This window comes from Flagellimonas crocea, assembly GCF_033441595.1.
GTDB classification, from domain to species: domain Bacteria; phylum Bacteroidota; class Bacteroidia; order Flavobacteriales; family Flavobacteriaceae; genus Flagellimonas; species Flagellimonas crocea.
Map to the genome: position 1 here is coordinate 112,795 of NZ_JAUZVX010000005.1, position 26,239 is coordinate 139,033.

Annotated in this window: 23 protein-coding genes; 3 read left to right on the forward strand and 20 right to left on the reverse strand. The window is 44.0% G+C overall.

Features of this window, described 5'->3' with window-relative positions:
• Positions 1-81: 81 nt before the first annotated feature.
• The 9 genes from SD449_RS16830 to SD449_RS16870 all read right to left on the reverse strand — a co-directional run bounded on the left by SD449_RS16830 (position 82) and on the right by SD449_RS16870 (position 8,124).
• Complete coding sequence (locus SD449_RS16830) at positions 82-495, reverse strand: DUF6691 family protein (protein WP_318312230.1); 414 nt, start codon at positions 493-495, stop codon at positions 82-84.
• Entirely contained in the window at positions 492-1,049 is a 558-nt protein-coding gene (locus SD449_RS16835) for a YeeE/YedE family protein (RefSeq protein ID WP_318312232.1), read from the reverse strand. The genes SD449_RS16830 and SD449_RS16835 overlap by 4 nt, the downstream gene beginning before the upstream one ends.
• A 60-nt stretch (positions 1,050-1,109) precedes the next feature.
• Positions 1,110-1,313 (reverse strand): YgaP family membrane protein, encoded by a 204-nt coding sequence (locus SD449_RS16840; protein WP_318312233.1) that lies wholly within the window; start codon positions 1,311-1,313, stop codon positions 1,110-1,112.
• 10 nt (positions 1,314-1,323) lie between these two features.
• Complete coding sequence (locus SD449_RS16845) at positions 1,324-1,629, reverse strand: hypothetical protein (RefSeq protein ID WP_318312234.1); 306 nt, start codon at positions 1,627-1,629, stop codon at positions 1,324-1,326.
• Between the two features lies 1 nt (position 1,630).
• A complete protein-coding gene (locus SD449_RS16850; protein ID WP_318312235.1) occupies positions 1,631-4,825 on the reverse strand; it encodes an efflux RND transporter permease subunit in 3,195 nt (1,064 codons plus the stop codon).
• A gap of 17 nt (positions 4,826-4,842) precedes the next feature.
• Positions 4,843-5,931, reverse strand: coding sequence for an efflux RND transporter periplasmic adaptor subunit (locus SD449_RS16855; RefSeq protein WP_318312237.1), 1,089 nt, complete (start codon positions 5,929-5,931; stop codon positions 4,843-4,845).
• A gap of 7 nt (positions 5,932-5,938) precedes the next feature.
• Positions 5,939-7,243 (reverse strand): TolC family protein, encoded by a 1,305-nt coding sequence (locus SD449_RS16860; protein WP_318312238.1) that lies wholly within the window; start codon positions 7,241-7,243, stop codon positions 5,939-5,941.
• Positions 7,244-7,600: 357 nt separating this feature from the next.
• Positions 7,601-7,729 carry a hypothetical protein gene (locus tag SD449_RS16865; RefSeq protein ID WP_262904443.1) on the reverse strand — a complete coding sequence of 43 codons (129 nt, stop codon included), beginning with the start codon at positions 7,727-7,729 and terminating at the stop codon, positions 7,601-7,603.
• A 188-nt stretch (positions 7,730-7,917) separates the two neighbouring features.
• Positions 7,918-8,124, reverse strand: a complete 207-nt coding sequence (locus SD449_RS16870; RefSeq protein WP_318312240.1) for a YgaP family membrane protein — start codon at positions 8,122-8,124, stop codon at positions 7,918-7,920.
• A 163-nt stretch (positions 8,125-8,287) separates the two neighbouring features.
• Between SD449_RS16870 and SD449_RS16875 the strand changes: the two genes are divergently transcribed.
• From SD449_RS16875 to SD449_RS16885, 3 genes are read left to right on the forward strand one after another with little or no spacing between them, the layout of a single operon-like run.
• Complete coding sequence (locus SD449_RS16875) at positions 8,288-9,508, forward strand: sulfite oxidase (protein ID WP_318312241.1); 1,221 nt, start codon at positions 8,288-8,290, stop codon at positions 9,506-9,508.
• Between the two features lies 1 nt (position 9,509).
• On the forward strand, positions 9,510-9,962 hold the full coding sequence (locus SD449_RS16880) for a monoheme cytochrome C (RefSeq protein ID WP_318312242.1): 453 nt from the start codon (positions 9,510-9,512) through the stop codon (positions 9,960-9,962).
• Positions 9,963-9,964: 2 nt separating this feature from the next.
• On the forward strand, positions 9,965-10,846 hold the full coding sequence (locus tag SD449_RS16885; RefSeq protein WP_318312382.1) for a sterol desaturase family protein: 882 nt from the start codon (positions 9,965-9,967) through the stop codon (positions 10,844-10,846).
• A 15-nt stretch (positions 10,847-10,861) separates the two neighbouring features.
• Here the strand turns inward: SD449_RS16885 and SD449_RS16890 are convergent, their stop codons facing one another.
• From SD449_RS16890 to SD449_RS16940, 11 genes are all read right to left on the reverse strand, one after another.
• Entirely contained in the window at positions 10,862-11,128 is a 267-nt protein-coding gene (locus SD449_RS16890; protein ID WP_318312244.1) for a heavy-metal-associated domain-containing protein, read from the reverse strand.
• Positions 11,129-11,140: 12 nt separating this feature from the next.
• A complete protein-coding gene (locus tag SD449_RS16895) occupies positions 11,141-11,485 on the reverse strand; it encodes a rhodanese-like domain-containing protein (RefSeq protein ID WP_318312246.1) in 345 nt (114 codons plus the stop codon).
• Between the two features lie 105 nt (positions 11,486-11,590).
• Positions 11,591-13,006, reverse strand: a complete 1,416-nt coding sequence (locus tag SD449_RS16900) for an MBL fold metallo-hydrolase (RefSeq protein ID WP_318312247.1) — start codon at positions 13,004-13,006, stop codon at positions 11,591-11,593.
• Positions 13,007-13,061: 55 nt separating this feature from the next.
• Complete coding sequence (locus tag SD449_RS16905) at positions 13,062-14,795, reverse strand: SulP family inorganic anion transporter (RefSeq protein WP_318312248.1); 1,734 nt, start codon at positions 14,793-14,795, stop codon at positions 13,062-13,064.
• Between the two features lie 63 nt (positions 14,796-14,858).
• Positions 14,859-15,491, reverse strand: coding sequence for a Crp/Fnr family transcriptional regulator (locus SD449_RS16910; RefSeq protein ID WP_318312250.1), 633 nt, complete (start codon positions 15,489-15,491; stop codon positions 14,859-14,861).
• Between the two features lie 142 nt (positions 15,492-15,633).
• Complete coding sequence (locus tag SD449_RS16915) at positions 15,634-16,707, reverse strand: sulfatase-like hydrolase/transferase (protein WP_318312252.1); 1,074 nt, start codon at positions 16,705-16,707, stop codon at positions 15,634-15,636.
• A 4-nt stretch (positions 16,708-16,711) separates the two neighbouring features.
• Positions 16,712-18,301 (reverse strand): fibronectin type III domain-containing protein, encoded by a 1,590-nt coding sequence (locus SD449_RS16920; RefSeq protein ID WP_318312253.1) that lies wholly within the window; start codon positions 18,299-18,301, stop codon positions 16,712-16,714.
• A complete protein-coding gene (gene pbfA / locus SD449_RS16925; protein WP_318312254.1) occupies positions 18,301-19,668 on the reverse strand; it encodes a (R)-1-hydroxy-2-aminoethylphosphonate ammonia-lyase in 1,368 nt (455 codons plus the stop codon). The genes SD449_RS16920 and pbfA overlap by 1 nt, the downstream gene beginning before the upstream one ends.
• Before the next feature lie 6 nt (positions 19,669-19,674).
• On the reverse strand, positions 19,675-21,330 hold the full coding sequence (locus SD449_RS16930) for an alkaline phosphatase family protein (RefSeq protein ID WP_318312255.1): 1,656 nt from the start codon (positions 21,328-21,330) through the stop codon (positions 19,675-19,677).
• Between the two features lie 77 nt (positions 21,331-21,407).
• Positions 21,408-22,859, reverse strand: coding sequence for a SusD/RagB family nutrient-binding outer membrane lipoprotein (locus tag SD449_RS16935; protein ID WP_318312256.1), 1,452 nt, complete (start codon positions 22,857-22,859; stop codon positions 21,408-21,410).
• 21 nt (positions 22,860-22,880) lie between these two features.
• A complete protein-coding gene (locus SD449_RS16940; protein ID WP_318312257.1) occupies positions 22,881-26,090 on the reverse strand; it encodes a SusC/RagA family TonB-linked outer membrane protein in 3,210 nt (1,069 codons plus the stop codon).
• Positions 26,091-26,239 lie beyond the last annotated feature (149 nt).

Genomic DNA, 26,239 nt, shown 5'->3' on the forward strand with positions numbered 1-26,239 from the left:
TGGGGAGAGCAAAGCTAGAAGCAAACCATCAATGCGCCATTCATTTTCGTTGTTTGGCCCAAATATACCGTTGAGTCAACCTTAATGAGGCAATTTACTCCTAACAATACCATATACAAAAGCTCCGAGAACAGCACCCATAAGCACCAGAATTATAGGCCAATAACCCGCTCCTACCAATATATAGATGGGTCCAGGACATGCCCCTGCCAAAGCCCAGCCCAGTCCAAACAGGGTTCCTCCCAAAATATATCTCGTAAACGTTTTTTCTTTATCGGGGATGCTTATGATTTCTCCCGAAAAAGATTTGACCTTCGATTTTTTTATCCAGAAGACCAAAACAACTCCCACAGCCAAGGCAGAACCTATGATGCCGTACATATGGAATGAATCGAACTGGAACATTTCATAGATCCTGAACCACGATGCAGCTTCTGACTTATACAGCACTATCCCAAAAAAAGTTCCCAATATGATGTACACTATATTCTTCATGCTGAAAAAATTAAAGGGAACAATAGGTGCACCATGATCAATCCACCGATAAAAAATCCGATGACAGCAATTAATGATGGTCGCTGTAAATTACTCAGACCAGAAATTGCATGCCCAGAAGTACATCCGCCAGCATATCGGGTTCCGAAGCCCACCAAAAAACCAGCAATCAACAGTATAGCCCACACTTTGGGGTCCGCCAATGAATCCATGCTGAAAAGTTCTGTGGGCAAATAGGCCTTGCCAGCACTATCAAAACCTAAATCTTGAAGCTTCGCCACCGTTTTATCGGAGATATCCACAGCAGGATTGGGCGACAACCAATGCGCTCCCAAAAATCCTCCAATTACCGATCCCAAAACCACCAATAGGTTCCAACGTTTGGATTTTACATCCACTTTGAAGTAATCCGTGAATTTTCCTGCTCCGCCAATGGTGCAAAAAGTCTCCAAGTTGGATGACATTCCAAATTTTTTGCCCATCAAAATGAGCAAGGCCATGATGATGGCAATGAGTGGGCCCGATACATACCAAGGCCAAGGTTGATAAAGCATTTTCGTGAGGTTTTGGGCAAAGTTCACGAAAATGCCTCAAATAACAAACAAAGTGATTGACTAGCAGCAGTTTTTGTCCGAATCGGAAACCCCGAACTTCTTCAGGATGTCCTCCAACAAACACCATTTGGTCAATGATGATTGCAGGAGATTGACCCCAACGAATGCGGTAAACCACAACCAATTAATGTTCACATATATGGCAAGGATCAAACTTATCAGCACAAAAGACCCTGCAACTCCTCTTACGATTCTATTTCTCATTTCTTGATTTTTAAACGGTTCTTTCAATTGGTATTTCCACGGCCCTTATCGGGTTGGTGGTTTCGCTCTCCTCGTTGAATTGTCTCAACAGTTTGAACAACTCGGTCACTTTTTCCTCTTCGGTAAAGGAAAAGAACATGTTCGATGCCGCTCCGCCTTTTTCACTGGGAAACCAACTGCTGGTGTACATCAATGGCGCGGCACTTTTGTACCCATCTATGTCGGATTCGCTAAAGCTTTCGACACCTGCTTGTTTAAAGAGTTTAAAAACCTGGCTTTTATACTCTTCCACTGTGGTCACAATGATCATTTTCATTTTACTTGTAATTTTTACGTTCAATCATGTAATACACCAAAGGCACTACCAATAGCGTTAAAATGGTCGACACTATGGTTCCTCCCATAAGCGATATCGCCAACCCTTGAAAAATGGGGTCGAACAAAATCACAAAAGCTCCAATGACCACAGTACCCGCGGTCAATAAAATAGGAGTGGTACGCACAGCACCTGCTTCCAATACGGCTTGCTTAAGGGGAACTCCCTCGTCCAACCTTAGGTTGACGAAGTCGATAAGCAATACCGAGTTCCGCACCATGATTCCTGCCAAGGCAATCATGCCGATAAAGGAGGTTGCGGTAAAGAATGCTCCTAACAACCAATGCCCGAGTACAATTCCGATCAAGGAAAGTGGGATGGCCACCATCATCACCACAGGCGCCTTAAAATTTTGGAACCAACCTACGATGAGCATATAAATAATCACGATTACGCCCATAAAGGCAATTCCCAGATCGCGGAACACCTCCAAGGTAATCTGCCATTCGCCGTCCCATTTCACGGTATAATCATCCTCAAATTGGGGTTGCTCCATATATAATTCGTCAATGGAATACCCTTGTGGCAACTCCAATTGGCTCAACTTGTCCGTCATACCCAAAATGGCATATACCGGACTTTCCAGTTCGCCCGCCATATCAGACATCACATAAACCACTCTTTTTTGATTTTTTCTGTAGATGCTCTTCGCCTTTATGTCTTCTTTTACTTGAACCAAGTCGCCAACGGAGACCATATTCCCCTGTTGGGATGCTATCTTCAATTGTTTGATCTCATCCAAACTGGATTTATCCTTTTCACTAATGGACAGTACAATCCCGATTTGGTCAAAAGCATCCTCTCGGTAAATATGCGATACGGGTTGTTCACGGAAAGTCATGGCCATTACCTCAACAATTTGTTGTGGGGTAATCCCGTAAAGCATCGCTTTTTCCTTGTCGATTACAAAATTGTACTCCACCTGATCATCCTCTACCATCCAATCCACATCCACAACATCGGTGGTATTCTTCAAAATACCTTTTACCTCATCCGCCAATGCAATTTGTTTGTCGTAATCAGGACCATAGACTTCGGCAACAATGGTAGACAATACAGGTGGCCCTGGCGGCACCTCAACAATTTTGATGTTCGCATCGTACTTTTTACCCAATTCCTGAATCTTCGGCCTAAGCAATTTGGCTATATCATGACTTTGTTCGTTCCTGTCGTGCTTGTCTACCAGATTGACTTGGATATCGGCCATATTGCTACCACCACGAAGGTCGTAGTGCCTTACCAAACCGTTGAAGGTAATCGGCGCAGAGGTTCCCACATAACTCTGATAGTTGACCACTTCGGGTCGCGTGGAGAGATAGGCCCCTATTTCCTTGGTCACCGCCGATGTTCTTTCCAATGTGGTGCCTTCGGGAAGATCTATGACCACTTGGAACTCGTTTTTGTTATCAAAAGGCAACATTTTTACTGCTACCGATTTGGTAAAGAACATGGCCACGGAGGCAATCAAGAGGAAGAAAGTGATTCCCAAAAACAACCATCTTTTATTCTTGCTCTCGATCAACGGCCTTTCGAAGCGAGCATAAGCTTTATAAATAAAGGTGTCATTGATTTCGACAGCTTCTTTTTCCTTTTTCTTCTTTTTGTCCTTTTCTCTTAGGAAGATATAGCCCAAATATGGAGTAATGGTCAGTGCCACAAACAAAGACAACAACATCGCAATCGAAGCTCCGATAGGCATTGGGGACATATAAGGACCCATCAAACCAGATACAAATGCCATGGGCAGTACGGATGCAATTACCGTGAATGTTGCCAAAATGGTCGGGTTACCTACCTCGTTGATGGCGTAGATAGCAGCATCCTTGAACGGCAATCGTTTCATTTTAAAATGACGGTGCATGTTCTCCGCAATAATGATGGAGTCATCCACCACAATTCCTGTTACGAACACCAACGCAAACAACGTGATTCGGTTCAAGGTGTAATCCAGCATGTAGTAGCTGAGCAATGTCAATGCAAAAGTGATGGGCACGGATAGAAACACTACCAATCCACCCCGCCATCCCATGGCCAACATCACTACAAAGGTCACGGCGATGATGGCGCCGATCAGGTGCATCAACAGTTCGGACACCTTTTGTGAAGCAGTTTCACCATAGTTGCGGGTTACCTCGACCTTAACTTCGTCTGGAATCAAGGTTGTTTTTAAGTGGTCCACTTTTTCCAACACCACATCGGCAATCTTCATGGCATCGGCCCCTTTACGTTTGGCAATGGAAATGGTTACCGCTGGGTATTCCGATTTATATTCCTTGGCCTTTTCACTGACAGCTCCAAATCCTAAGGAAACATAATTCTTTGGTAATTCTGGGCCATCCAAAACGGTGGCCAATTGCTTCAAATAAATAGGCTGACCTTGTTTCGTTCCCACAATCAGGTTTTCGAGATCTTCTTTGGTTTCCAGAAAATTTCCTGTGCTGATGTGAAACTCGGTATCGTTGGACAGGAAGTTCCCTGCATCCATCTGCTGGTTGTTGGCTTGAATCATTTGGGCCACCGCCAACATATCGATTCCTGACTCCGCCATTTTATCCTTGTCCAACACCACGCGAAGTTGGGGACTGCGCCCTCCTATCTTTTTGGTGATGGAAACCCCGTTTACTTTTTCAATCTCGTTGATAAGCTCTCCTGAAATCTGTCTCAACTCGAAATCATTGTACTCCTCACTCCAAAGGGTCAAGGCGAGCATGGGCACATCATCAATGGCACGGGTTTTCACCAAGGGCATGGTCACACCGGCGGGCATTTCGTCCATGTGCTTGTTGATCTCATCGTATAGACGCACCAAAGATCTTTCGATATCCTCTCCCACATAGAACTGCACAATGGCCATCCCTTGCTCTTGCATGGAGGTGGTGTATACATATTCTACACCTTTGATGTTCGATATAATTTTTTCCAGCGGTTTGGTAATCCTGGATTCCACCTCGGTTGGGCTGGCCCCTGGGTATCCCACAAAAATATCCGCCATGGGCACATCAATCTGTGGCTCCTCTTCCCTTGGGATAAGGAAGGAACTGTACACCCCAATGACCATAAATACGATCATTAGGAGCACCGTAAGTTTGGAGCTGATAAACCCTTTGGCTATTTTTCCTGCAAGTCCGTCTTTCATTGTTAGCTTTTTTAGGGTTATTGAATGCTTACTTTAGCTCCATTGTACAGCTTTCCTTCGGCGGATACGATGTACTGATCTCCTTTGGACAAGCCTGATAACACTTCGACCTCATCTCCAAAGTTCTCGCCCAATCGCAGCCAACGCAGCAAGGCCACATTATCCTGTCCCAAGGTGTAAACTCCAGTCAATTGTCCTTTATGCACCAAGACTTCGGACGGAACGGTAACAACTGTTTTACCGTCGCTCTCGTTTTCCGACTCGAGCCTAACGGTGGCATACATCCCTGACAAAATCTTGGCATCTATTTTATCCAATACAACCTTCATCACATATTGTCCGCCTGTATTTTGTGCAGATGCACTCAACTCGGACACTTTTCCCGTAATCGTAGTATCCAATGCTTTTACTAAAATGTGGGCTTTGGTTCCCACTTTAATGGCAGAAATGTTGTTCTCAGCCACTTTGGCCTCTACTTCAAATCCTCCTGGGGATTCAACGGACACCAAAGGCACACCTGGGTTGGCCATATCACCTTCATCGATGTACGTATTGGTAACCACCCCGCTAAAGGGAGCCCTTATGTTGGCATAGGCAAACTGGGAGTTCACTTCATTCTTCATTTGATTTGCAGCTTCCAATCTGGCCTTGGCCATTTCGTAACGGGCGGTCATATCATCCAACTCCTTTTGTGAGGCGCTGTTTTCGTTGAAAAGGTTTTGAAATCTTTCATAGTCTTTCTTGGCATTGTTAAAAGCCACCTGTGCCTCGGTAATGGAGGCTTCCACTTGTGCTTTTTTGGCTCTTAGGTCCACGTTGTTGATGGAAATCAGCAAATCTCCCTTGTTTACTTTCTGACCTATTTTCACGGGCAGCGATTCCACATGACCCATTATTCTAGTGCTCAAGGTGGCACTGTTCACGGCCTTAATTTGACCACTTCCTGCCAAAATGGTGGAACTATCGCCCATATCTACCTCAGCAACGGTTACTGGAACTGCTTCCGCGTTGTCCACAGTCTGTTTTTCGTCACTTCCACACCCCATTAGAAGGAATCCCAAGGAGGCGGTCAGCATGAAGCTTTTATATATCGTTGTGTTTTTCATCTTGCAATTATTCTTTGGTTAAAAATGTTAATAAGGATTGTGCTTGATTGTATTCAAAAATGGTCTGATAGTAGACCAATTGCTTTTCGGCATAGGTGGCTTCGGCCATTAATAGGTCGGTTGTTTTTTCCAAGCCCTCTTTGAACCTGTTGGTGCGTATCCTTAATGATTCTTCGGATTGCTCCATAGCCAATTTTGAGGTCTGGAGCCTGCTCTCGGCATCTTCGACCATCCGCTTGGTGCGTTGAAGCTCCATAGTACTTTTGGCGACGTACTGTTCGTATTCCTGTTTCGCTTTTTCATAACTTGTTCTGCTCTTTCCTGCTTTGGCGAAGCGCTGGGATCCTTTAAAAACATCCCAGCTTAAACTTGCCCCAATAATGTATCCTTTGGCATCGGCCTGAAAGATTTGGTCATCGTACATTTCGTAACTAGCGAAGGCGTTCAACCTTGGCAAGAAGGTCATGTTATCGGCCTTCATATTTGCCCTGTACGCTTCGGACACTAAATCCATGGCTTTTACATCTGCCCTATTTTCCAAAGTGACTTCAACGGTTTCACCAAGGTTGTCGGGCACCAGTTCTTCTGATGGTTCGTAGACCACGTCTCCCTGTTCGTTCATTAAAAAAGCTAAATAGTCCGATGCATTTTTCACATGGCTCTTGGCCGTTTTCAATTGGTCGGAAACCTCGGTGACCCGAACTTTTACTTCCAACAGATCCGCTTTTTGAAGCAATCCTTGGTCGTAACTGTTCTGTGCCATGTTCAAGTTGGCATTGGCAGCCTCAAAAGCTTTTTGCAGCACGGCTACAGCTCTGTGTGCCAGTTGCAGTTGCCCGTAAGCCTTTTGGGCTTCAAAATTGAGATAATCCCTGGTTCGCATCGCTTGGAGTTCCTTGGCCTCCATGGTAGTCTTGGCCGCTTTACGTTGATAAAATCCGTCCAAATTGATCAAGGGCTGTTCCACCGATACTTTGGTGGCGTAATTCTGTATCTGGTCGGGGTCGTTCAACAAGGCTGGATTAAAATCCGCCTGGGTCAAAATCTCTTGGTTCAGTTTGGAACCGAAGGCCATCAATGGGTTTGTGGTCGCCATTCCCGTATGCGACACAGCGATCTGTGGCAAGAAAATGGAATTGGAGAACCTATAGTCATATTTCGCCATTTGGGCTTCCTGCTCGGAAACCTTTATGCTGGCATTGGACTCTTGCACCCTTGCCAATACCTCTTCCAGAGAAATATTGATAGGGTCTTGGGCAAACAACTGCCCCTGAGCCCACAATAGCATTGTTATTGTTAATATCCGTTTCATCTACGTATGTAATTTGAAGCAAAAATAGATTTGGCAATACACCTGCACAGTAACCTTGGTTACCGAGAAAATTTCAATGGAGAAACACTGTAATACAAAGACATCTTAACAAAGTTAAGTCTGCATTGAGCGCTGTAACAATGATTAAAGTCAGCGTTTAAGAACCCGAGCGTATTTAAAACGGAACAATGAAGTCGACCCTCTTATGGAGTAGTGGTAAAGGACCATCAACGTAAAAGGAAGTCAGTTTACAACAGGACAATATCCATATTTGGATTTTTTATGACAAACGAAATGGATTTAACATAGAAACGAATCATCTATGCTAAATCCATTTCTGGAATATGTGGTCAGTGTTTATTTTTTACCGCTGTTCATCAAGGCAAATACTGCGACCACAAGAACTAAGGCCACAAGTGCAAACAACCCTATCATCCAAATGCCATTTTCCCAAGAAACCAATGGAACGCTATTCAAAATTTTCATAAAATAGGTTTTAAGTTTGAACCAAATTTAACTGCTGTAGATCGGCCATAACATGATAATCATCATGTTAAGGAAAACAAGGGCGTGATTCTGAACTTTCTTTGATTGAGATTTATCAATTTTGATGGTAGAATGTTAAAGACCACTTCCGTTGGAAGTGGTCTTTAATCATCAAACAACCAAAAAACCTAATTTTTGACCTTGCACGTCTTTATCCCGAAAAGGGTGTACAATGGACAAAAACCAACAAAGCTCGTCAAGACAAATATGGCCGCCAAAGTAAGCAGCACATATGCCATCGCTCCTGTAATCTCATCAAAATAGTACAAAGCTCCCACACCCAGTGCGAGAAGAATCCGAATTGTGCGGTCTGCACCGCCCATATTTTTTTTCATAATCGATAGATTTGGATTTTACGGTACAATTTAATTAACAACCCTTTTATTGATTCTGACAATCAGTTTCTTACCGTAAAATTATATGTTTACTTTCAACCTTACGGTAACATCGGTTACATAGCTTTGCCTATTTTTACGATACATTTAAATTTTGACCTAAATGAACAGAAGAGGTTTCACGAATAAAATTTCGTTGGCAGCCATGGCCACCGTTTTGGGCAGTGAAATAGTTTTTGCCCATAGGATGCCGAAAGATTACTTACCCTTGGGATTACAGGACCCTGACCCTTTCAAAATGTTCAGCAAGGACAAGGAAATGGTGGTTTTAAACGATAAGCCCTGGAATATGGAAGCCAAGGCACATCTACTGAACGATGACATTACCCCGAACAAATTCATGTTTATTAGAAACAATGGTCGGATTCCAGAACAAATCGATACTTCCAAATGGACTTTGACGCTGGATGGTGAATCGGTAAAGAACACTAAAACCTATTCCCTTGACGAACTTAAAAGTAAATTTCAGCACCATACCTACCAACTTACTCTAGAGTGCGGGGGCAACGGTAGAAGTGAGTTCAATCCACCTGCAAAAGGAAACCAATGGACCGTAGGTGCGGTATCCTGTGCCGAATGGACGGGAGTAAGACTACGGGACGTTCTTGAGGATGCAGGAATCAATTCCGATGCGGTCTACATCGGTTATCATGGAGCAGACACCCATTTGAGCGGAGACCCAAAAAAGGAACCTATCTCCAGGGGTGTTCCTATATCCAAGGCTATGCAAGACGAAACTTTGCTTGCCTTCGCCATGAACGGTTCGGCTATTCCCTTGGCGCATGGACACCCGTTGCGTTTGGTATGTGGGGGATGGCCCGCATCCACGTCGGGGAAATGGGTCAATCGAATCAGTGTCCGGAACAAAGTGCACGATGGTGAAAAAATGGGGGGCACCTCGTACCGTGTCCCTTGCGAAACTGTTGCCCCGGGCAGCAAGGTCGAAGATTCTGATATGTGCATCATAGAGTCCATGCCGGTAAAATCCTTGATAACCTACCCAAAAAGTGGAGCACTGATCAAACAGGGCCAAACATTGAACATCAATGGCCATGCATGGGCAGGTGAACTTGAGGTTTCAAAAATGGAATATTCCATCGATTTTGGCAGTACCTGGCATAGCTGTTCCCTTAAAAAACCAGCTAACCGTTTGGCGTGGCAACATTTCAACGCAACAGTGTCATTTCCCCAAAAAGGGTATTACGAGGTGTGGGGCAGGGCTACGGATGCCAAAGGAAAAGCTCAGCCGATGGTACTTCCTGGCTGGAACCCGAAAGGATATCTCAACAATGCCTGCCATCGTATAGCAGTCAAAATAGTATAAGATGGGAAACGAGTTTCAAAAACAGGTACGCGCACTTTCCAAAACCCTCTTGTCCTTTCTAATATTGGTTCTTTTCCTCTTTGGTGGGCTATACTATTGGGCCAACTATACCCCGCAACCGGACATTGTGGAGATTCCTTTGGAAGAAACCACCGATGATTACGACAAAGTGGAAAACGGTGTCCATGTTGCCACCGGATTTATAGATGATACTGGAATGCAAGCGACCATTCAAAATTGTACCGCCTGTCACTCCGCAAAATTGGTCACCCAAAACCGAATGAGCAGGGAAGGATGGAAAGCTACTATAAAATGGATGCAGGAAACCCAGAACCTTTGGGATTTGGGCGCTAATGAGGAATTGATTTTGACCTATTTATCAAAAAATTATGCTCCGACCGATAAGGGACGCCGCCAGAATTTGGAGAATATTGAATGGTATGAGCTAAAATAGCTATAATGAAATATGTTGATGCGCTAGTTAATGGTTTTTGGGGAATGGTTCAATGGACCTGGAAATCCATTGTTTTTGATGTGCCTTGGTATACCAATTATTTTTGGGGTTTGATTCTTATCTCACTTTTGGTATGGGGGCTGGAAATCCTCTTTCCATGGCGCAAGGAACAATCCATTTTTAGAAAGGACTTTTGGCTTGATATATTTTATATGTTCTTCAATTTCTTTGTATTCGCCATCATCATAAACGGGGTTTATAAAGTTTTGACGATACTTTTTTACGATTTCGGAATTACTTCAAAATCTTTGGCCATTGTGGATATTGCCAATTGGCCTCAATGGGTTCAGTTGCTTGTGTTTTTTGTAGTGCTCGATTTTGTTCAATGGTTCACTCATATCCTATTGCACAGGGTCCCTGCTTTTTGGGAATTTCATAAAGTACACCATAGCGTGAAGGAAATGGGCTTCGCTGCACACATGCGTTTCCATTGGATGGAAAATGTTCTTTACAAACCCTTAAAAACTTTGGGATTGATGGTCCTCGGAGGGTTTGAGCCCGAACAGGCCTATATTGTACATTTTGTAGCCATTGCCATCGGACACTTTAACCATTCGAACATTAAACTGACCTATGGCCCGTTAAAATATGTGCTGAACAATCCGGTGATGCACCTGTACCACCATGCCTACAATCTTCCCGAGGGGCATCGCTATGGAATGAATTTTGGAATTAGCCTGAGTCTTTGGGACTATTTATTCCGAACAAATTATATTCCCGAAAGCAATGGTAAAATAGAGTTGGGGTTTCCCGGTGATGAAAAACTTCCGAAGGGGTTCTGGGGTCAATCAGTATCCGGTTTTAGAAAAAAAGATGAAGGGTGATGTCCATTTAATTACCTAAGCCAACTTTCCGCTCGCGCAACTTACAAACGATTTTGCTCTGTCCACAAAACCATTTTCGTCATCAATGGTGGGATAGCCCATGCGTTTAAGGGCATCTTTAATTAAGGAAGCATCATCGGCGCTTTGATGATCAAAGCTAACCGATGAGCTTTCCTTATCCACAATCACATTTTTAATTTCTTTTATTCCCGAAAGTTTATTGGAGATGCTCTTTACACAACCTCCGCACTTTAGATTTTGTACTTGAAAAGTAGTTTGCACAGCAACATGAATTTAATAGCACCAGTTTCTGTAGCCTCCCCTAAGGTCGCACACTTTGGCGAAGCCCAATTCTACCAATCGTTTGGCCGCCTTTTGGCTTCTGTTTCCGGATTGGCAATAAATAAATACCGGGGCATCTTTCTTCATCTTGGAAAATGCTGATTCGAAAGCGGAACCTTGAAAAAAATCAATGTTCTTGGCTCCACTGATATGACCAGAAGCAAACTCTGCCTTGGTCCTCACATCCACCAACTGCACCTTTCCGCGGGATATGGCTTCCCTATATTCTTCCCTATCCATTATCTGGATTTCATCGGGAAGGTTATGTTCTTTGAACAAAAAACCGAGTATTGACATAGTCTCATTGTTTTGTGAGACCAAAGTACTTCAACAACCCATGGCTGTCAGTAACCACGGTTACACAGCCCATCTTTTTAATCAATTTTCCAGTGGGATTTGGACTTATTTCAGTGTTGTGGGGCAAACATAGTCCGTAACGGGTATTCCAGCCTTTTTAATATCGGCAAAACCACCTGCTACGTCCACCAAATTATGGATACCCCTGCTCTTCAAAATGGAAGAGGCGATCATGCTGCGATATCCTCCCGCACAGTGTACATAAAAAGTTTCTTTTTCGGGAAATTCAGATAAGTGGTCGTTGATATAATCCAAAGGGGTCAAGTGTGCATTTTCCACGTGTTCTGCTTGGTATTCCGATTCCTTTCGGACATCGTAAACAGGAATCTCCTCTTTTTCTGCCATCAATTCTTTAAGCTCTTCTGCATTGATGCTGTCCACGGTATCCGCTTCTTTTCCTGCTGCCTTCCAAGCCTCGATTCCGCCTTTTAAGAAGCCCAAGGTATGGTCAAACCCAACACGGGACAATCGAGTGATGGTCTCTTCTTCCCTACCTTCGGGCGTTACCAAAAGTATCGGTTGCTTTACATCGGCTACCAATGCGCCCACCCATGGGGCAAAACTACCGTCCAGCCCAATAAATATGGAACGTGGCACGTGCCCTTTTGCAAAATCATCTTGATGGCGCACATCGAGCACAACGGCACCTGTTTCGTTAGCCGCAGCTTCAAAAGCATCTGGAGATAGGGCTTGGGTACCTCTTTCCAATACTTTATCAATATCCTCGTAGCCTTCTTTGTTCATTTTTACGTTCAAAGGGAAATATTGTGGTGGTGGCAAAAGACCATCGGTCACTTCTTTGATAAATTCATCCCTGGTCATGTCCGCCCTAAGGGCATAGTTCATCTTTTTCTGATTGCCCAAGGTGTCCACGGTTTCCTTCATCATGTTTTTTCCACATGCGGAACCAGCACCATGTGCCGGATAAACAATTACATCGTCTGCCAATGGCATAATCTTGTTTCGAAGGCTATCGAATAAGGTGCCCGCCAGTTCTTCTTGGGTCATATGGGCCGCTTTTTGGGCCAAATCCGGACGGCCAACATCTCCAAGGAACAAGGTGTCCCCACTAAAAATGGCATGATCCTTTCCATTTTCATCCCTCAACAAATAGGTAGTGCTCTCCATGGTGTGACCGGGTGTATGCAATGCCACTATGGTGATTTTACCCAGTTTAAACTCCTGCTGATCTTTGGCAATAATAGCTTCAAATGAAGGTTCAGCGGTAGGACCGTATACAATGGGCGCTCCGGTTTCTTTGGATAGCGTAAGGTGGCCGCTTACAAAATCGGCATGGAAGTGTGTCTCAAAAATATATTTGATCTTTGCTCCACTTTCCTTTGCTGTTTTCAAATAGGGGTCGATTTCCCGTAGCGGGTCGATTATTGCTGCTTCTCCTTCGCTTTCTATGTAGTAGGCGCCTTGTGCAAGACAGCCTGTATATATCTGTTCTATTTTCATGTTTTCCAGTTTTTTCAAATATAGTATTCCGCATCCGTAAGTTCAGTCACCAAAGTTACAAACTCTTGTTTTTGGACTGTAGGGACACTTTTTTCTGCATAAAGCTCCTTTCACTCTGCTCGGAACAACCGTTCACGGCGTCGATTGTTTGTACGTACAGGTTCTCTTCCCCAAGGATATCCACGATTCCGCTACTGTACAAAATATCCCTTGTTGGACCTATGGCCGCTGCAATCAAAAAGTGGATGTCACGGTGCCTTAAATCCAAGATGATACGCTCCAACATGGAAGCGGCGCTGCTATCAATATAATTGATAGGTTCCGCATTTAAAATGATATACCTCAGTACCGGGCCTTTTTTTGCAATCTGCCGGTATAGTTGCTTTTTGAAATAATCCTTGTTGCCGAAATATAATTGGGCATCGAAACGTATCACCAGTTTATCGGCTTCCACTTCCACATCGCCCGAAAAGCGATCTATATTTTTAAAATAGCTTGTATCCTTGATTCTTCCCAATACCGCCATATGTGGCTTGGATATCCGGTAGACCAACAACATTAAGGACAATAATACCCCGAAAAGGATTCCCTCCATCAACCCAATGAACAGTGTCATCAAAAAAGTGGCGACCAACAACAGGAATTCATCCTTTCTATTTTTCCAAAGTACCCACGGATATCTTAAATCGATGAGACCCGATACCGAAACAATAATAATGGCCCCCAACACCACTGCTGGAAGATTATAGAACAAAGGGGTAAGAAAAAGTAATACCCCAGCAATGATCAGGGTGCTAAAAATCAATGACATTCCTGTTTTTGCCCCTGCTTTGTCGTTCACCGCGGTTCTTGAAAAACTTCCCGATACCGAAAAGGACTGGAAGAATGAACCTAAAATATTGGCAATACCCAATGCTCGGAGTTCTTGGTTGGGATCCAATTCATACTCGGGATGCCTTTCCTCTACCGTTTTGGCTATGGAAACGGATTCCATAAATCCGAATAGGGCCACGGTTATGGCTATGGGCATAAGTTGCCCCATCTTGTCCCACTGGAACTCAGGGGCCTGAAAACCGGGAAGTCCCTTTGGGATATCTCCCACAATATGGATTCCCAACGTATTAAGACTGAAGATAACCACGGCCAAAATGCCCAATACCACCAAGAACAGAGGCACTGGTAATTTTTTATTGAATCTGTTCAACAGAACTATAAATAGTATGGATCCCAAGCCCATAACAAAGGTAGGCCAGTGAATGTAGGGCAAGCTTCGGAATATATTCGCTAAAAGCTCGTGTATTCTACCTGACTGTGCAAAGTTGGTTCCCAATATATGGTTCAATTGACCAAAACCTATAAGAAGTGCCGCAGCCGATGTAAACCCGCTTATGACCGGTTTGGACAAAAAATTGACAAAAAACCCCATTTTTAATATTCCCATAAGCAATTGCAGACCCCCGATAAGCAAAGTCAGGAAAAGTACCGTTGTGATATAGTCCTCCTTGTTGATTAAATTCAAGGCTCCGACACCTGCTGCCACCAATAATGAATCCATGGCCACGGGCCCAACGGCCAATTGCCTTGAAGTTCCCATTAAGGCATAGACAAGTTGGGGCACCAATGCAGCATACAATCCATAAATAGGGGGCATTCCGGCAATCATGGCATAGGCCATACCTTGAGGAATCAACATGATTCCCACCGTAAGACCTGCCACTAAATCGCTATTTAACTTTGAGCGATCATAGTTGGTAATCCACGATAAAAAGGGAAAAATCCTTTTGAGCATGCAATTGGTTTTATGCAAAAATAGGTTGCCTAATGGCAATCCACAGTAACAAAGGGCACAAACTTAGAGATTCACAATTTGAATGTAATTTCTATGCAGTTCCAATTTCTTCATTTTTTCCAATTTTTTTAGCAATCGGGAAACCACAACTCTTGAAGTATGGAGATCGTATGCTATTTCTTGGTGGGTATTTCTTATTTGGTTGTCATTCGTGACCTCAACCTTCTTTTTAAGATAATCAACCAGTCTTTGGTCCAAGTTTTTAAATGCAATACTGTCCACAGTCTGTAGCAGCTCGTTCAGGCGGTTCTGGTAACTTTCAAAAACGTAATTGCGCCAACCTTTGTACTTGGCCATCCATTCTTCCATTTTTTGAACGGGAACCATTACCAGTCGGGAATCGGTCTCGGCAATCGCCCTGATTTCACTTTTGGTCTGCCCCATACAGCAGGCCATGGTCACCGAACAGGTCTCACCTTGTTCCAGATAGTACAGCAGCAGTTCATCTCCCTCTTCATCCTCCCGAAGAACTTTAATTGCTCCCGACAACAATAAGGGCATACTTCGGATGTACTGCCCAATATCCATTATGGTCTCGCCCGCAGGAACTTCCATTAATCTCCCTTCTTCCATAATTTCATCTATAAGGGGCTGTTCAAAATGGTTGCTGAATGTTGCTAAAAGTTCTTCTTTCATGTGATAAAAATACGTTCCTCTAAGGTAACCATTTTAGTAAAAACGAAACTTCTTGGGAGATGCCAAAAAACGAGACCCGTACCAATGGCACGGGTCTACTGCGGTTACGCAAACTAATAAACTGAATCAAACGAACTTAAACTTATAATTTCATGGGTTTTCCCTCGATTTCCTTTGGAACGGGTATTCCCAGTATCTTTAAAATAGTCGGTGCAATCTGGTTGGAGTATAATTGTTTTTCCTCCTTTACTTCGCCTTTGGGGTCAACATTTTTTCCAAAAGCAATCATCCAAACAGAGCCTGCCCCTTTAATATCCTTTCCATGACTTCTCCATGTGTCCAAAGGCTCGGTTCCCCGGCCATGATCCGTAGTAATCAAAAACACGGTCTGGTCCTTATAAAAATCATCTTGTTGGGTAAACTCCCATACATCCTTAATCAACCCATCGGTATTGTGGGCCGATTTTAAATAAGCTTGATAATCCCCATCATGGGCAAAATCATCGGTTTCTCCGTAGGAAATGAAAACCAATTTTGGATGTTCCTTTTTCATGTGCTCCAAAGCGTAATGATGCGTAAATGCATCCAACCGGACGGAGCCCCATGGACTGGGTATCTGGTTCTGCAATTGGTTGAGAAACTTTTCCCTTTCATTCAGGTTTCCTGTAGCTGACTCAAAACCCGCATTGACGGGAACTCCTGACCGCTCTTCATTTACGATGGATGGAAATACATCCCAACTACCAAAGGCAGCGACTTTGCCCTTTCCTTCGGCGGCGTTATTGTAAAGCTCTAAAACTGTTGTGTTGGGGTTTGGTATTTTGTCATTACTTCGGATATTTTTATCATCTGCAGTTCCTGTCAAAATTTCGTTGTAACCCGGGTAAGAGAACCACATGGAATTGGTCAAATCTACTTTGCTTTCCAACTTTCGATTTCCATGAATCTGGCCCATTTTTACCACTTGACTCCAGAAAAAGGGTAACAACGCTTCTCTTCTTTCAGATGGGGTGTCTCTCCAGAAAGCTTTTTTCAACATTTCGGGCTCGTGAACATAATCCTTGTTGTCTATCAAAAGGGAATCTACGCCGGTAAACAGTTCCTGCCAACGGAAACCGTCCAACGTTATCAAAACTACCTTGGTATCTTTATTTTGGGCATTTACCCTGAACATTGCCACCGTGGCAATCATCAAAAACAAGATTCTATTTTTCATTTTCTTACTTTGTTTTAAATGATGCTGTTTCGGACCAATCACTCCAATTCAGGTTTTGGTCTCGGTACCGAACCCTCCAATAATAGGTGGTATTGGGTTGTAATCTTTTGGTTTTTTCATCGGTCAAATCGTCCTCTTTTTGACGATTTTCCTTGTAGTACCAGTTTTCGAACTGTTTCCAGCTGTCCAAATCCAACTTTTCAAAATCTTGGGTTTGGGAAACTTGCCAATGTGCAGCCGCATGGAAAGCACCACCGAGCGGACTTGAAAACTCTCCGGCCTTCAAGGTGACAAATTCTTCCAGTACCACTTCATTGTTTGCTGGGGAAACTACTGTTGGGGCATCGGGTTTCTTCTCCAATCGCCAAATGGTAATACTGTCGCGAAGCTCATTTTGTCTTGACTTTAAGTTGTTCCCTTGACTGATTCTTTTGATAGTGAATTTGGGGTCGCTCCGGTTACCGTCGATTTCGACCATAACAAAACCGTATTCGTCCTGCGTAACGGTGAATTCATCATAATCCCTGCCTTCGAACTCGCCCCAATTGTCGATGGCTCCCCCAGCTGAGGCCACATTGATCCACAAATGTTTGTGGTCTCTAGATTGCCCTCTTGAATAGCCATGGGTGTGTCCAAAAAAATGAACGCTGGGCTTTCCTGTTTTGGTTGAAAAGGCCTCCAACATTTTAACCACCTTCCCTGTGGATTCTTCCTCGCCCGGAATCCAAAGTTCGGATTTGTGGGGATGGTGCAACTGAGCGAACACAAAATCAATATCCTCGTTCTTTTCGGTATCGGCCAAAACTTGTTCCAACCATTCATATTGTTCGCGAAGATCGCGGTAACCTTCGTTGGAATTCAACCCGATGATTCTCGTATTACCATAATCCTTGTACCACCAATGTTCGGCAAAGGCGGGCGTTCCATTTTCCGGAAGGCTGAAGTATTTGAAGTAGAAAACAGAATTTTTCTCATGATTGCCCAAAACGGGATACACGGGCACCTCAGCAAAGAGTTTTTGTGCCGGGTCGAAGAAGTGTTCTTTCCATTGGTAATATTTACTGCCCGAAGAAACCAAATCCCCGGGTATCATCACCATAGCCAGATTGTCCGGCAACTTGCCACCGTGCTCCTTTTCCAAATACTGTAGAATGCCTTGGTTCACGATTTCGGAAAACTTGTTCGGATGCTGGCTATCGTACTGCATATCACTCATGGCAACAATGTTGAACGACTCTTCATCGCTTGAAAATGGCGGTGTCTTGAACTGGAAAATATCGGATTTGGCCTTGCCGGTCCTTACCCGATAAAAATATTCCGTAAAACGCTTGAGGCCTTCCAGTTTTACGGTATGCACCCGTGATTCAGAGAAATTGATATCCTCGGCTTTTCCTGATGTTTTTTTGCCCAGTTTTTCCGTGGTCCCCCATTCCACTATGCTTTCTTCGCCACTGGTGGTTTCCCACATGATCACACTGGAATTCGGTTCTGCATCCTGAAGATAGGGCTGCACTAAAATTTGGGGTTCGGTTTGGGCGGTAAGCTCCATCAGACCCAAACAGAATACGATAAATAGTTGTTTGATTTTTTTCATTAGGCTATAGCATTGGTTTTTAAAAAGGCACAGTTCAATATTTCAAAGGCTTTTTCCAGTTCTTCCCTGGTTATGGTCAATGGAGGAGAAAGCTGTAGTACGTTTCCTTTGGAAACCTTGAAACTTAACCCTTGTTTTAGGCACTCGTACATAATTTCTTCGGCTTCGGCGGTCGCTTTTTCCTTGGTGGTCCTGTTAATTACGAGTTCGATGCCCCAAAGTAATCCCACTCCACGCACGTCTCCGATCAAGGAATATTTTCGATGCATTTTGTACAGGGCTTTTCTCATGAATTCTTCATCTTCCTTCACCTTTTGCAAGATGTTTTCTTCTTCCAACACCTCCAAAAGCGTCAATCCTGCCACAGCGCCCAACGGACTTTTTTCGTGGGTGTAATGACCAAGGGAAATGTGTCCGAACTTGTTGTATTCTTCCCGGGTAACAATCGCGGCTTGAGGGATAATACCACCTCCCAACCCTTTGCCCAAGCAGAGAATGTCAGGCTCAATGTCGAAAAGTTCGTAGGCGAACATGGTACCCGTTCTTCCAAAAGCGATGGGTATTTCATCCAAAATCAACAAAACACCATGTTTGGTGCAAAGCTCCCTAGCGGCTTTCCAGAATTTTTTTGATGGAATCTGTACATCGGTGTTGCGAATGGTCTCGGCCAAAAACGCGCCGATTTCAGGGTCTTTCTCCAAAACATATTGCAAATATTCCAATGCCTTGTCCTCGTTTCCTTCAAATATGCCCCGATAGGTTATTGGGGGAGGAATGCGCTCCACACCGGGCATTAACGGTCCCATATGCTCCTGAAAAATTGCTTCGCCCCCAACGCTGATGGCATCCAGAGAGGCACCGTGAAACGAATCCCAAAAAGATACCACCTTGTGCTTTCCCGTAATGGCCCTGGCCAATTTTAGAGCAATGCCTATGGCCGAGCTTCCGTTCGGGGTCAATAAGATGCGATTAAGGCCTTTTGGGGTGTAGGAGGTCAGCTTTTCTGCAAATTGAATGGCAGTTTCATTTGTGTAGCGTCTTGTGGAAAAAGTCAAGTTTTGAAGCTGCTCCGTTAGTCGAGCGACCAACTTTGGATGGGAAAACCCGATTTGGTGCACATTGTTTCCGTGAAAATCGAGATATTTCTTGCCCGACACACTTATCATGTGCGAACCTTCACAATTCTGGAGCACGTCCAAACAAGGTGTGGACATGGATTGATGCATAAAATACTTTGCGTCCTTTTCCAGTAGTTCCTTGGTTTCATCGCTCACTTCGTTCTGCAACCATGTTCCCCTCGCAGGAGTCAGGTTGATGTCGCCCTCCACAACAGATTCTGCGTTGTGCTTGTTGCGCTTTTGGTTCATTCTATACTATTTTTCTCTAAACAACTTACTTGCAGGAATTATTTGTTTTGGTGTATTGGGACCTGAATATTTTACGTCCAAATGATAGCCTCCCCCTCCGTTGAAAAATTCTACACGGACCAAATGTCTGCCTTCGGATAGTTCCAACGAGCCGCTGCGTTCCATCACCCCATGATCACCATCGTTATCCACTATGGCTTTACCGTTGATATAAAGTTTGCTGCCATCATCGCTATTGGTAAAAAATTTATATGTCCCTTCTTCTTCCACTTCCAAATAACTTTCAAAAACCACGGCCACTTGTTCTTGTGGCATAGCATCGGAAAGTGCCTGTTTATGGGAAAACTCAGTAACAAATCCTTCATGTATCGGATTTAAGGTAGTGAAATCTGGTAGTTTCGCTATACCGCTTACTTCAAACACTTTACATTTTACAGGATCTTGTTTTTCTTTTGAAACAATTCTAAAATTTCCTTCGGCCACAGTGCTAACCAATTGATCATTCTGAAAGATACCGGCCTTGATGATATTTGTCTGCTTTAAGTAAAAGGTATCTTGATAGACCTGACTGTTCTCTAAAGTGGGCATATTGTTGCCAATGGTATAGCGAATCTCACCTAAATTATTAGGATTTTGCATGACCACTGCAACAGAATCCGCTTTGAAAACTCCTCCGGCTGGCTCAAAATAGCCAGCATCTGGAAGAATTTTGGGCGGGGTTATTTGCTCTTGTCGCTTGTAGGTAGGTTTTGGTGCCTCATTTCCTATAAAAGCCCCTTTTACGGGTCTGCCTATCCAAGCTTGAGGGGTTTGCAACCCCATGGCGTAGGCAACAGTCGGTGCATTGTCGTATTGGTAAACGGTCTCTTCGATTTTATATCCTTTTTTGATGCCCGCCCCATACATTATAAAGGGAATTTCCATTTCGGCCAGACTTTCCCCTCCATGACCAAAGCCCAATCCTCCATGATCTGCGGATACGATGAACATGGTTTTTTCAAAAATTCCTGCATCCTTGGTTGCATTCACGATTTCGGTAATCAAAGAATCTGCTTTCTCCACGGATTTGTAATAATCAGGACTTCCATGTCCTTGGGAGTGTCCTGCATGGTCTACGTGATCCAGGTGGATGAAAGTAAATTTTGGGGTATGCTCCTGAATATAATCTACTGCCTCTTGCGTGGTTTTATCCTCATGGTCCCCGTCAATATCAAAATCAACATCTGCTTTTTCGAACAAACGTCCAAAACCGTCCCAATCGTAGATGGCTCCAACAAGCGCTTCGGGCTGTTGGTCTTTAAAAAGGGTAAATATGGTCGGAAATGTACCATTTTCGGTAACGACCACTGGCGGTAATTGGTGGTCGAACTTTTCCCAACCGTTGGAGGTTACCCCGTGTTGTTCCGTATCGGCACCCATGATCATACTGGCCCAATTAGAACTGGAACTCGAGGGCAGTACGGAACGGGCATGCAATGTTGCCGCCCCATTTTGCATCATGGAATCCAAAGTTGGCGTATCGGCATTTTGAATTCCGTTGGGACTCATCCCATCGATTCCAATGACAACCACGTGCTCAATATTGTTGGGTCGGCTTTCTCTTTTAGTGCATGATACCACCAAAACAGTCAACAAAATGGGCAATAATAGTTTTTTAGACATCCTAATATTTTTAATAACAAAGGCTGCCCTGAAAAACAGGGCAACCATATGCTTGTTAGAGGACTATTTTCAATCGTTTAATATCTGGTTCCGGTTTCCCACCAACCAGGTGTATTGATGTTGTCTCCTTCTCCTCCCATGGCTTGCACGGCGGCTTGGTAATTGGCCGTATTCAATGTCTGCTCGGATGATGGATATAGGAAACGAACTGGATAGCGTCCACCATTAAGGTCGTCCTGACCAGTCTCCAAGGCAGGAATTCCTGTTCTTCTGTAATCCATCCATCCTTGGTAATCCACGTTCCAAAGTGCTATGGTCTTTTGAGTTAAAAGCAATTCCAGAGAACCATCGTATTGCACAGATGGCTGCGCCAAGTATGCATCAATCTCAGCATCCGCTACGTCCCAATAGGCCAAGCTTGCCCTGATTCCTGCATTGTAGTAATCGGCAGCACTACCGGTAATGAATCCTCTTTCGGCAGCCTCTGCCAGAATGAACTGTACTTCGGAGTTTTTCATGATAAATGCTTCCGCTGCCGTGGAAGAGAAGTAGAACAGTTCTACATCCAAACGGCTTGGACTGTTGGCATCATCATAGGCACGGGCATTGTCCTGGTTCAATCCAATAGGAATACCTACCCATTCGCCCTCACTGTTACGATCAAACCAAATATCCAATCGAGGGTCGTTGAATTCTTCAAAATAACCCAACAACGTGGTACAAAGGCTCTTTTCATCAAAACCGCCGATACGACCTGTACTTTGTGGCCAAGAATCTGTATTTGATGTGCCGCTATAGGTCAATGTGGCGTTATCTTCATTAGAATTGATGTAGTTCCCAGCACTTACAATCGCCTGCATTTCCGCCGAGACATCCCTTTGTTTGGAAATTCTCATCAAATATCTAAGGCGTAAAGAATTGGCCAACTTTCTCCATTTGGATGCATCACCATCATAGATGACATCACCAGTGGAACCTGCGATGGCAACACCTTTTGCCAAAGCTGCATCGGCATCGGCCAAATCCTGAAGCACACCGTTATAAACGGTTTCTTGATCATCGTATACCGGGGTAAAGATTCCTTCGGTTTCCCCGGCCATTGCCTCGGTATAAGGGACATATCCATATAAATCGGTAAGATTGGCAAAGCTAAGGGCCCTCAATGTCAAGGCAATTCCTTCGTAAGTGGCATTTTGGGTTCCCTCTGTCCTTGAAATCTCCAAAATATCATTGATCTCGGGCAGGTAGTTATAAAAGAAGTCCCACATGCCCTGATCTCCCCAATCGAACTGGCTAAATCCAGGGAAATTGTTCTTGGCCATCAATTGGGTAATGGTGTTTCCGTCGCTGTACCCTTCATCTGTTAACCTTCTGGTAATCTCGGAGGTAACTGTGGAGGTAAGCAGATTGGCGCTTACCTGTTCAGGGGCATTGGGGTTGGAGTTGATGCTCTCAAAATTGTCCGTACAAGAAACCAAAACGGTTCCTGCAAATAAGATGGATGTTATGAAGTTTGATGTTTTCATCATTCTTTGTCTTAAATTCTTTGTTTAAAATTCTACGTTAAGGTTCAGTCCAAAACTTCTTGTACTTGGCAATGCCATATCTTCCACGCCTGGCACTATTGAACCTCCGGAGAAAGAAATGGATTCAGGATCTACGTGGTCGTTTTCTGTCCAAAGCGCCAGGTTACGACCTACCAAAGAAATTGTTGCCGAACGTATTGGGGTGTTGGCCAACAGCTTGCTTGGCAGCGTGTAGCCCAATTTCACTTCTCTTAGTTTTACGTAGGTAGCATCGAACATTGAGCTTTGCTCATTGCCCCTGTTGTACACGTGTGAGTAGTAGTTTGAAGCCGCCACATTGACCGTGTTTGGCGTATAATTGCCGTTTCCATCATCTACAACACCTTGGGCGACGATACCTGTTTCACGACCTGGAACGGTGAAGTCCAGCATCCCCGTGGTACCACCAATAGCAACGGTTCTTGAGTGATAAACTCCACCTTGTCTCCAATCGAAAAGGAATCCGAAACGAAGATTTTTGTACTTGAAGCTGTTTTGGAAACCAACCATAAAGTCCGGGTTGTAATTGCCAAGATTTCGCAGTTCGTTGCTTCTTATGGGCAGACCTGAATCACCATCAATTATCCATTGTCCGTAGTAAGGACTGTTTTGGTCGGTCACTTGTTCGAAACCTGTTCCGTAAAGATCGCCCATACGTTCGCCGACCTCAGCAACAACTTGAAGGTAATTTTCCTTCACCAAATATTGCGTCAATCCATCCGTAAGTTCCTTTACCTCACCACGGTTGGTGGTAAAGTTGATGTTGGTATCCCAGCTAAAGTTGTCGGTTCTAAGCGGTGTTGCCGTCAAGGTAATTTCCAAACCTTTATTCTCTACCTCACCGGCATTGATGACCCTGGAACTAAATCCAGAGGTGTTGGATACGGGCAAAGAAAGAATCTGGTTGTTGGTCACTGATTTGTATGCGGCCACATCCAATCCCAAACGGTTTCCGAAGAACCGAACATCGGCACCTACTTCAAATGAATTGGTACGTTCTGGTTTAAGGTCGGCCAATTTTAATTCAGAAGGGGAATAGGCCCTTGAATATCCATTGAATGTATTTCCAAATCCAAAAGTAGCGGCCAAGTTATAAGGGTCGGTATCGTTACCCACACTGGCCCAGCCTCCTCGAACTTTTGCAAAGCTTATGGACTCTGGCATCTGGAACATATCAGAAAGAATGAAACTCAAACCAACGGATGGATAGAAATAACTGTTGTTTCCATCAGGCAATGTGGAAGACCAATCGTTACGAGCGGTAACATCCAAGAAAGCATAATCCTTATATGCCAAATTGGAGAAGGCATACAAACTGTTTACGGTGAATTTACCATCATAATCACTCTGCGTCAAAGGCTCGGCCGCGTTTCCAAAGTTATAGATTCCAGGAATAGACAATGAGTTGGCACTTATCCGTTGATATCTGTTTTTAGCGGAACGATGGTTACCTCCGAAGGACACCCCAAAATCAAAATCTTGGTTCAGCTCAGTGTTATACGCAAAAAGAAAATCAGTGTTTTGCTCGTAGGCATAAATAAAGTCCTCCCTGTACTGACCGTTCGGGAAACGTTGGGTGGAATATGCCCTTTTGCGCATATCCAGTTCATTGGAATAATCAAAACCGGAACGTAGCATTAGGCTCAACCCTTTGGCCAAGGTAAGATCGGCCCTTAAGTTGGTAATCACACGGTCTTTGTTGAAAGCGTTGGTATTCTCAAAAACGGTAAAGAAAGGGTTATCATGATAGTTATAGTTGTAGTTGAACTGCTGCACTCCTTCCAAGCCCGGTTGCCAGTAATCCCTCAAATTGTTCATATCAATATGACGACCGAACCAAATCCAGAGGTACATTACATTCTCCGTACCGTATGAGTTGTTCGGACGGTTACGCGAATTGGAGTTGATATAGTTCATGGAACCGGTCACTTTTAACCAATCGGTAAGATTGTATGACCCGTTGACTTGGTAAGATCTTCTTTTAAAGTTGGAGTTTGGAATAACGCTCTCGCTCTGCAAATCGGTAAAAGAGACCCTGAAATTGCCATCTTCATTGGCACCTGTCAACGCAATGTTGTTGGTCATTGTAAAACCTGTTCGGAAAAAATCTTCAATATTATTGGGATGGGGCGAAAAAGGTGTGGCGATGATCTCATCTGCAAATGTTCCATCAGGATTTCTTGGTCTAACATGAACATCGCCGGCTCGCAGACCGCTAGTGGTAGGGCTATCGTGCTGTGGAATCAATTGTCCGTTAAGGGCAGGCCCCCAACTTTCGTCCACATGATCGTTTATCCCCCCAGTCAAGGAACGGTTCTGTCCCCCATCATTGAAAGCGAACTGACCTCCGGAACCTTGACCATATTCATTTTGGTATTTTGGGAGTGTCAAAAGATCCTCAAAAGTGGAATTGTGCGTATAAGATACTCCGATTCCTTTGCTGCCCTTGCCCGATTTTGTGGTAATCAGCACCACGCCATTGGCTCCCCTTGAACCGTACAGAGCGGTTGCATTGGGACCTTTGAGCACCGTCATGGTTTCCACATCGTCTGGGTTGATGTCCATAGCACCGTTACCATAGTCAACACCCATGTTTCCCTCACTACCAGTGTTGTTCACATTGTTGTTGATCGGGATTCCATCCACTACAAACAAAGGTGAGTTGGCATTGGGACTTGGGTTGAGCGAGTTTTCGCCACGAATAATGATTTGGGAAGTGGAACCTACACCGGAGTTTCCACCCGTAATCTGAACCCCGGCCATTTTACCGGCCAGAGAGTTGACCACGTTGGTTTCTTTGGCCTCGGAGATTTCCTCTCCCGAAACTTTTTGAACCGCATAGGCCAATTTTTTGGTCTCCCTTTTAATACCCAAAGCGGTTACAACTACCTCATCCAATTGTTGTGAATCGGGTTGCAAGGTTATTGTTGCGGAAGTTTTCCCAGCTGTTTCCAATTCTTGTGAAATATATCCTATATAGGATATTACCAAGATTTCCTCTCCTTGTGGAAGCTCTATTTCAAAGTTTCCATCAAAGTCCGTGGCCACACCCGTGGACCCTCCTTTTACAACTACCGATGCACCTGGCAATGGCACGTTGTTCTCGTCTAATACCTTTCCTGTAAAGGTGACTTGTGAATAGCCAATTATACTTACCGTAAACGCAAGTAAAAATGCTACAATTGATTTTTTCATTTGTTGAGTATTTGTAAATATTGGTTAATTATTTATCAACAAATATCCAACACAAGAGTTAAGGCATACCTTCAAACAGATTAAAAAAATGATACGGAATGGTTAAAATAAATGGCTTAATGTTAGCTAAACATTATTTACAAATATTC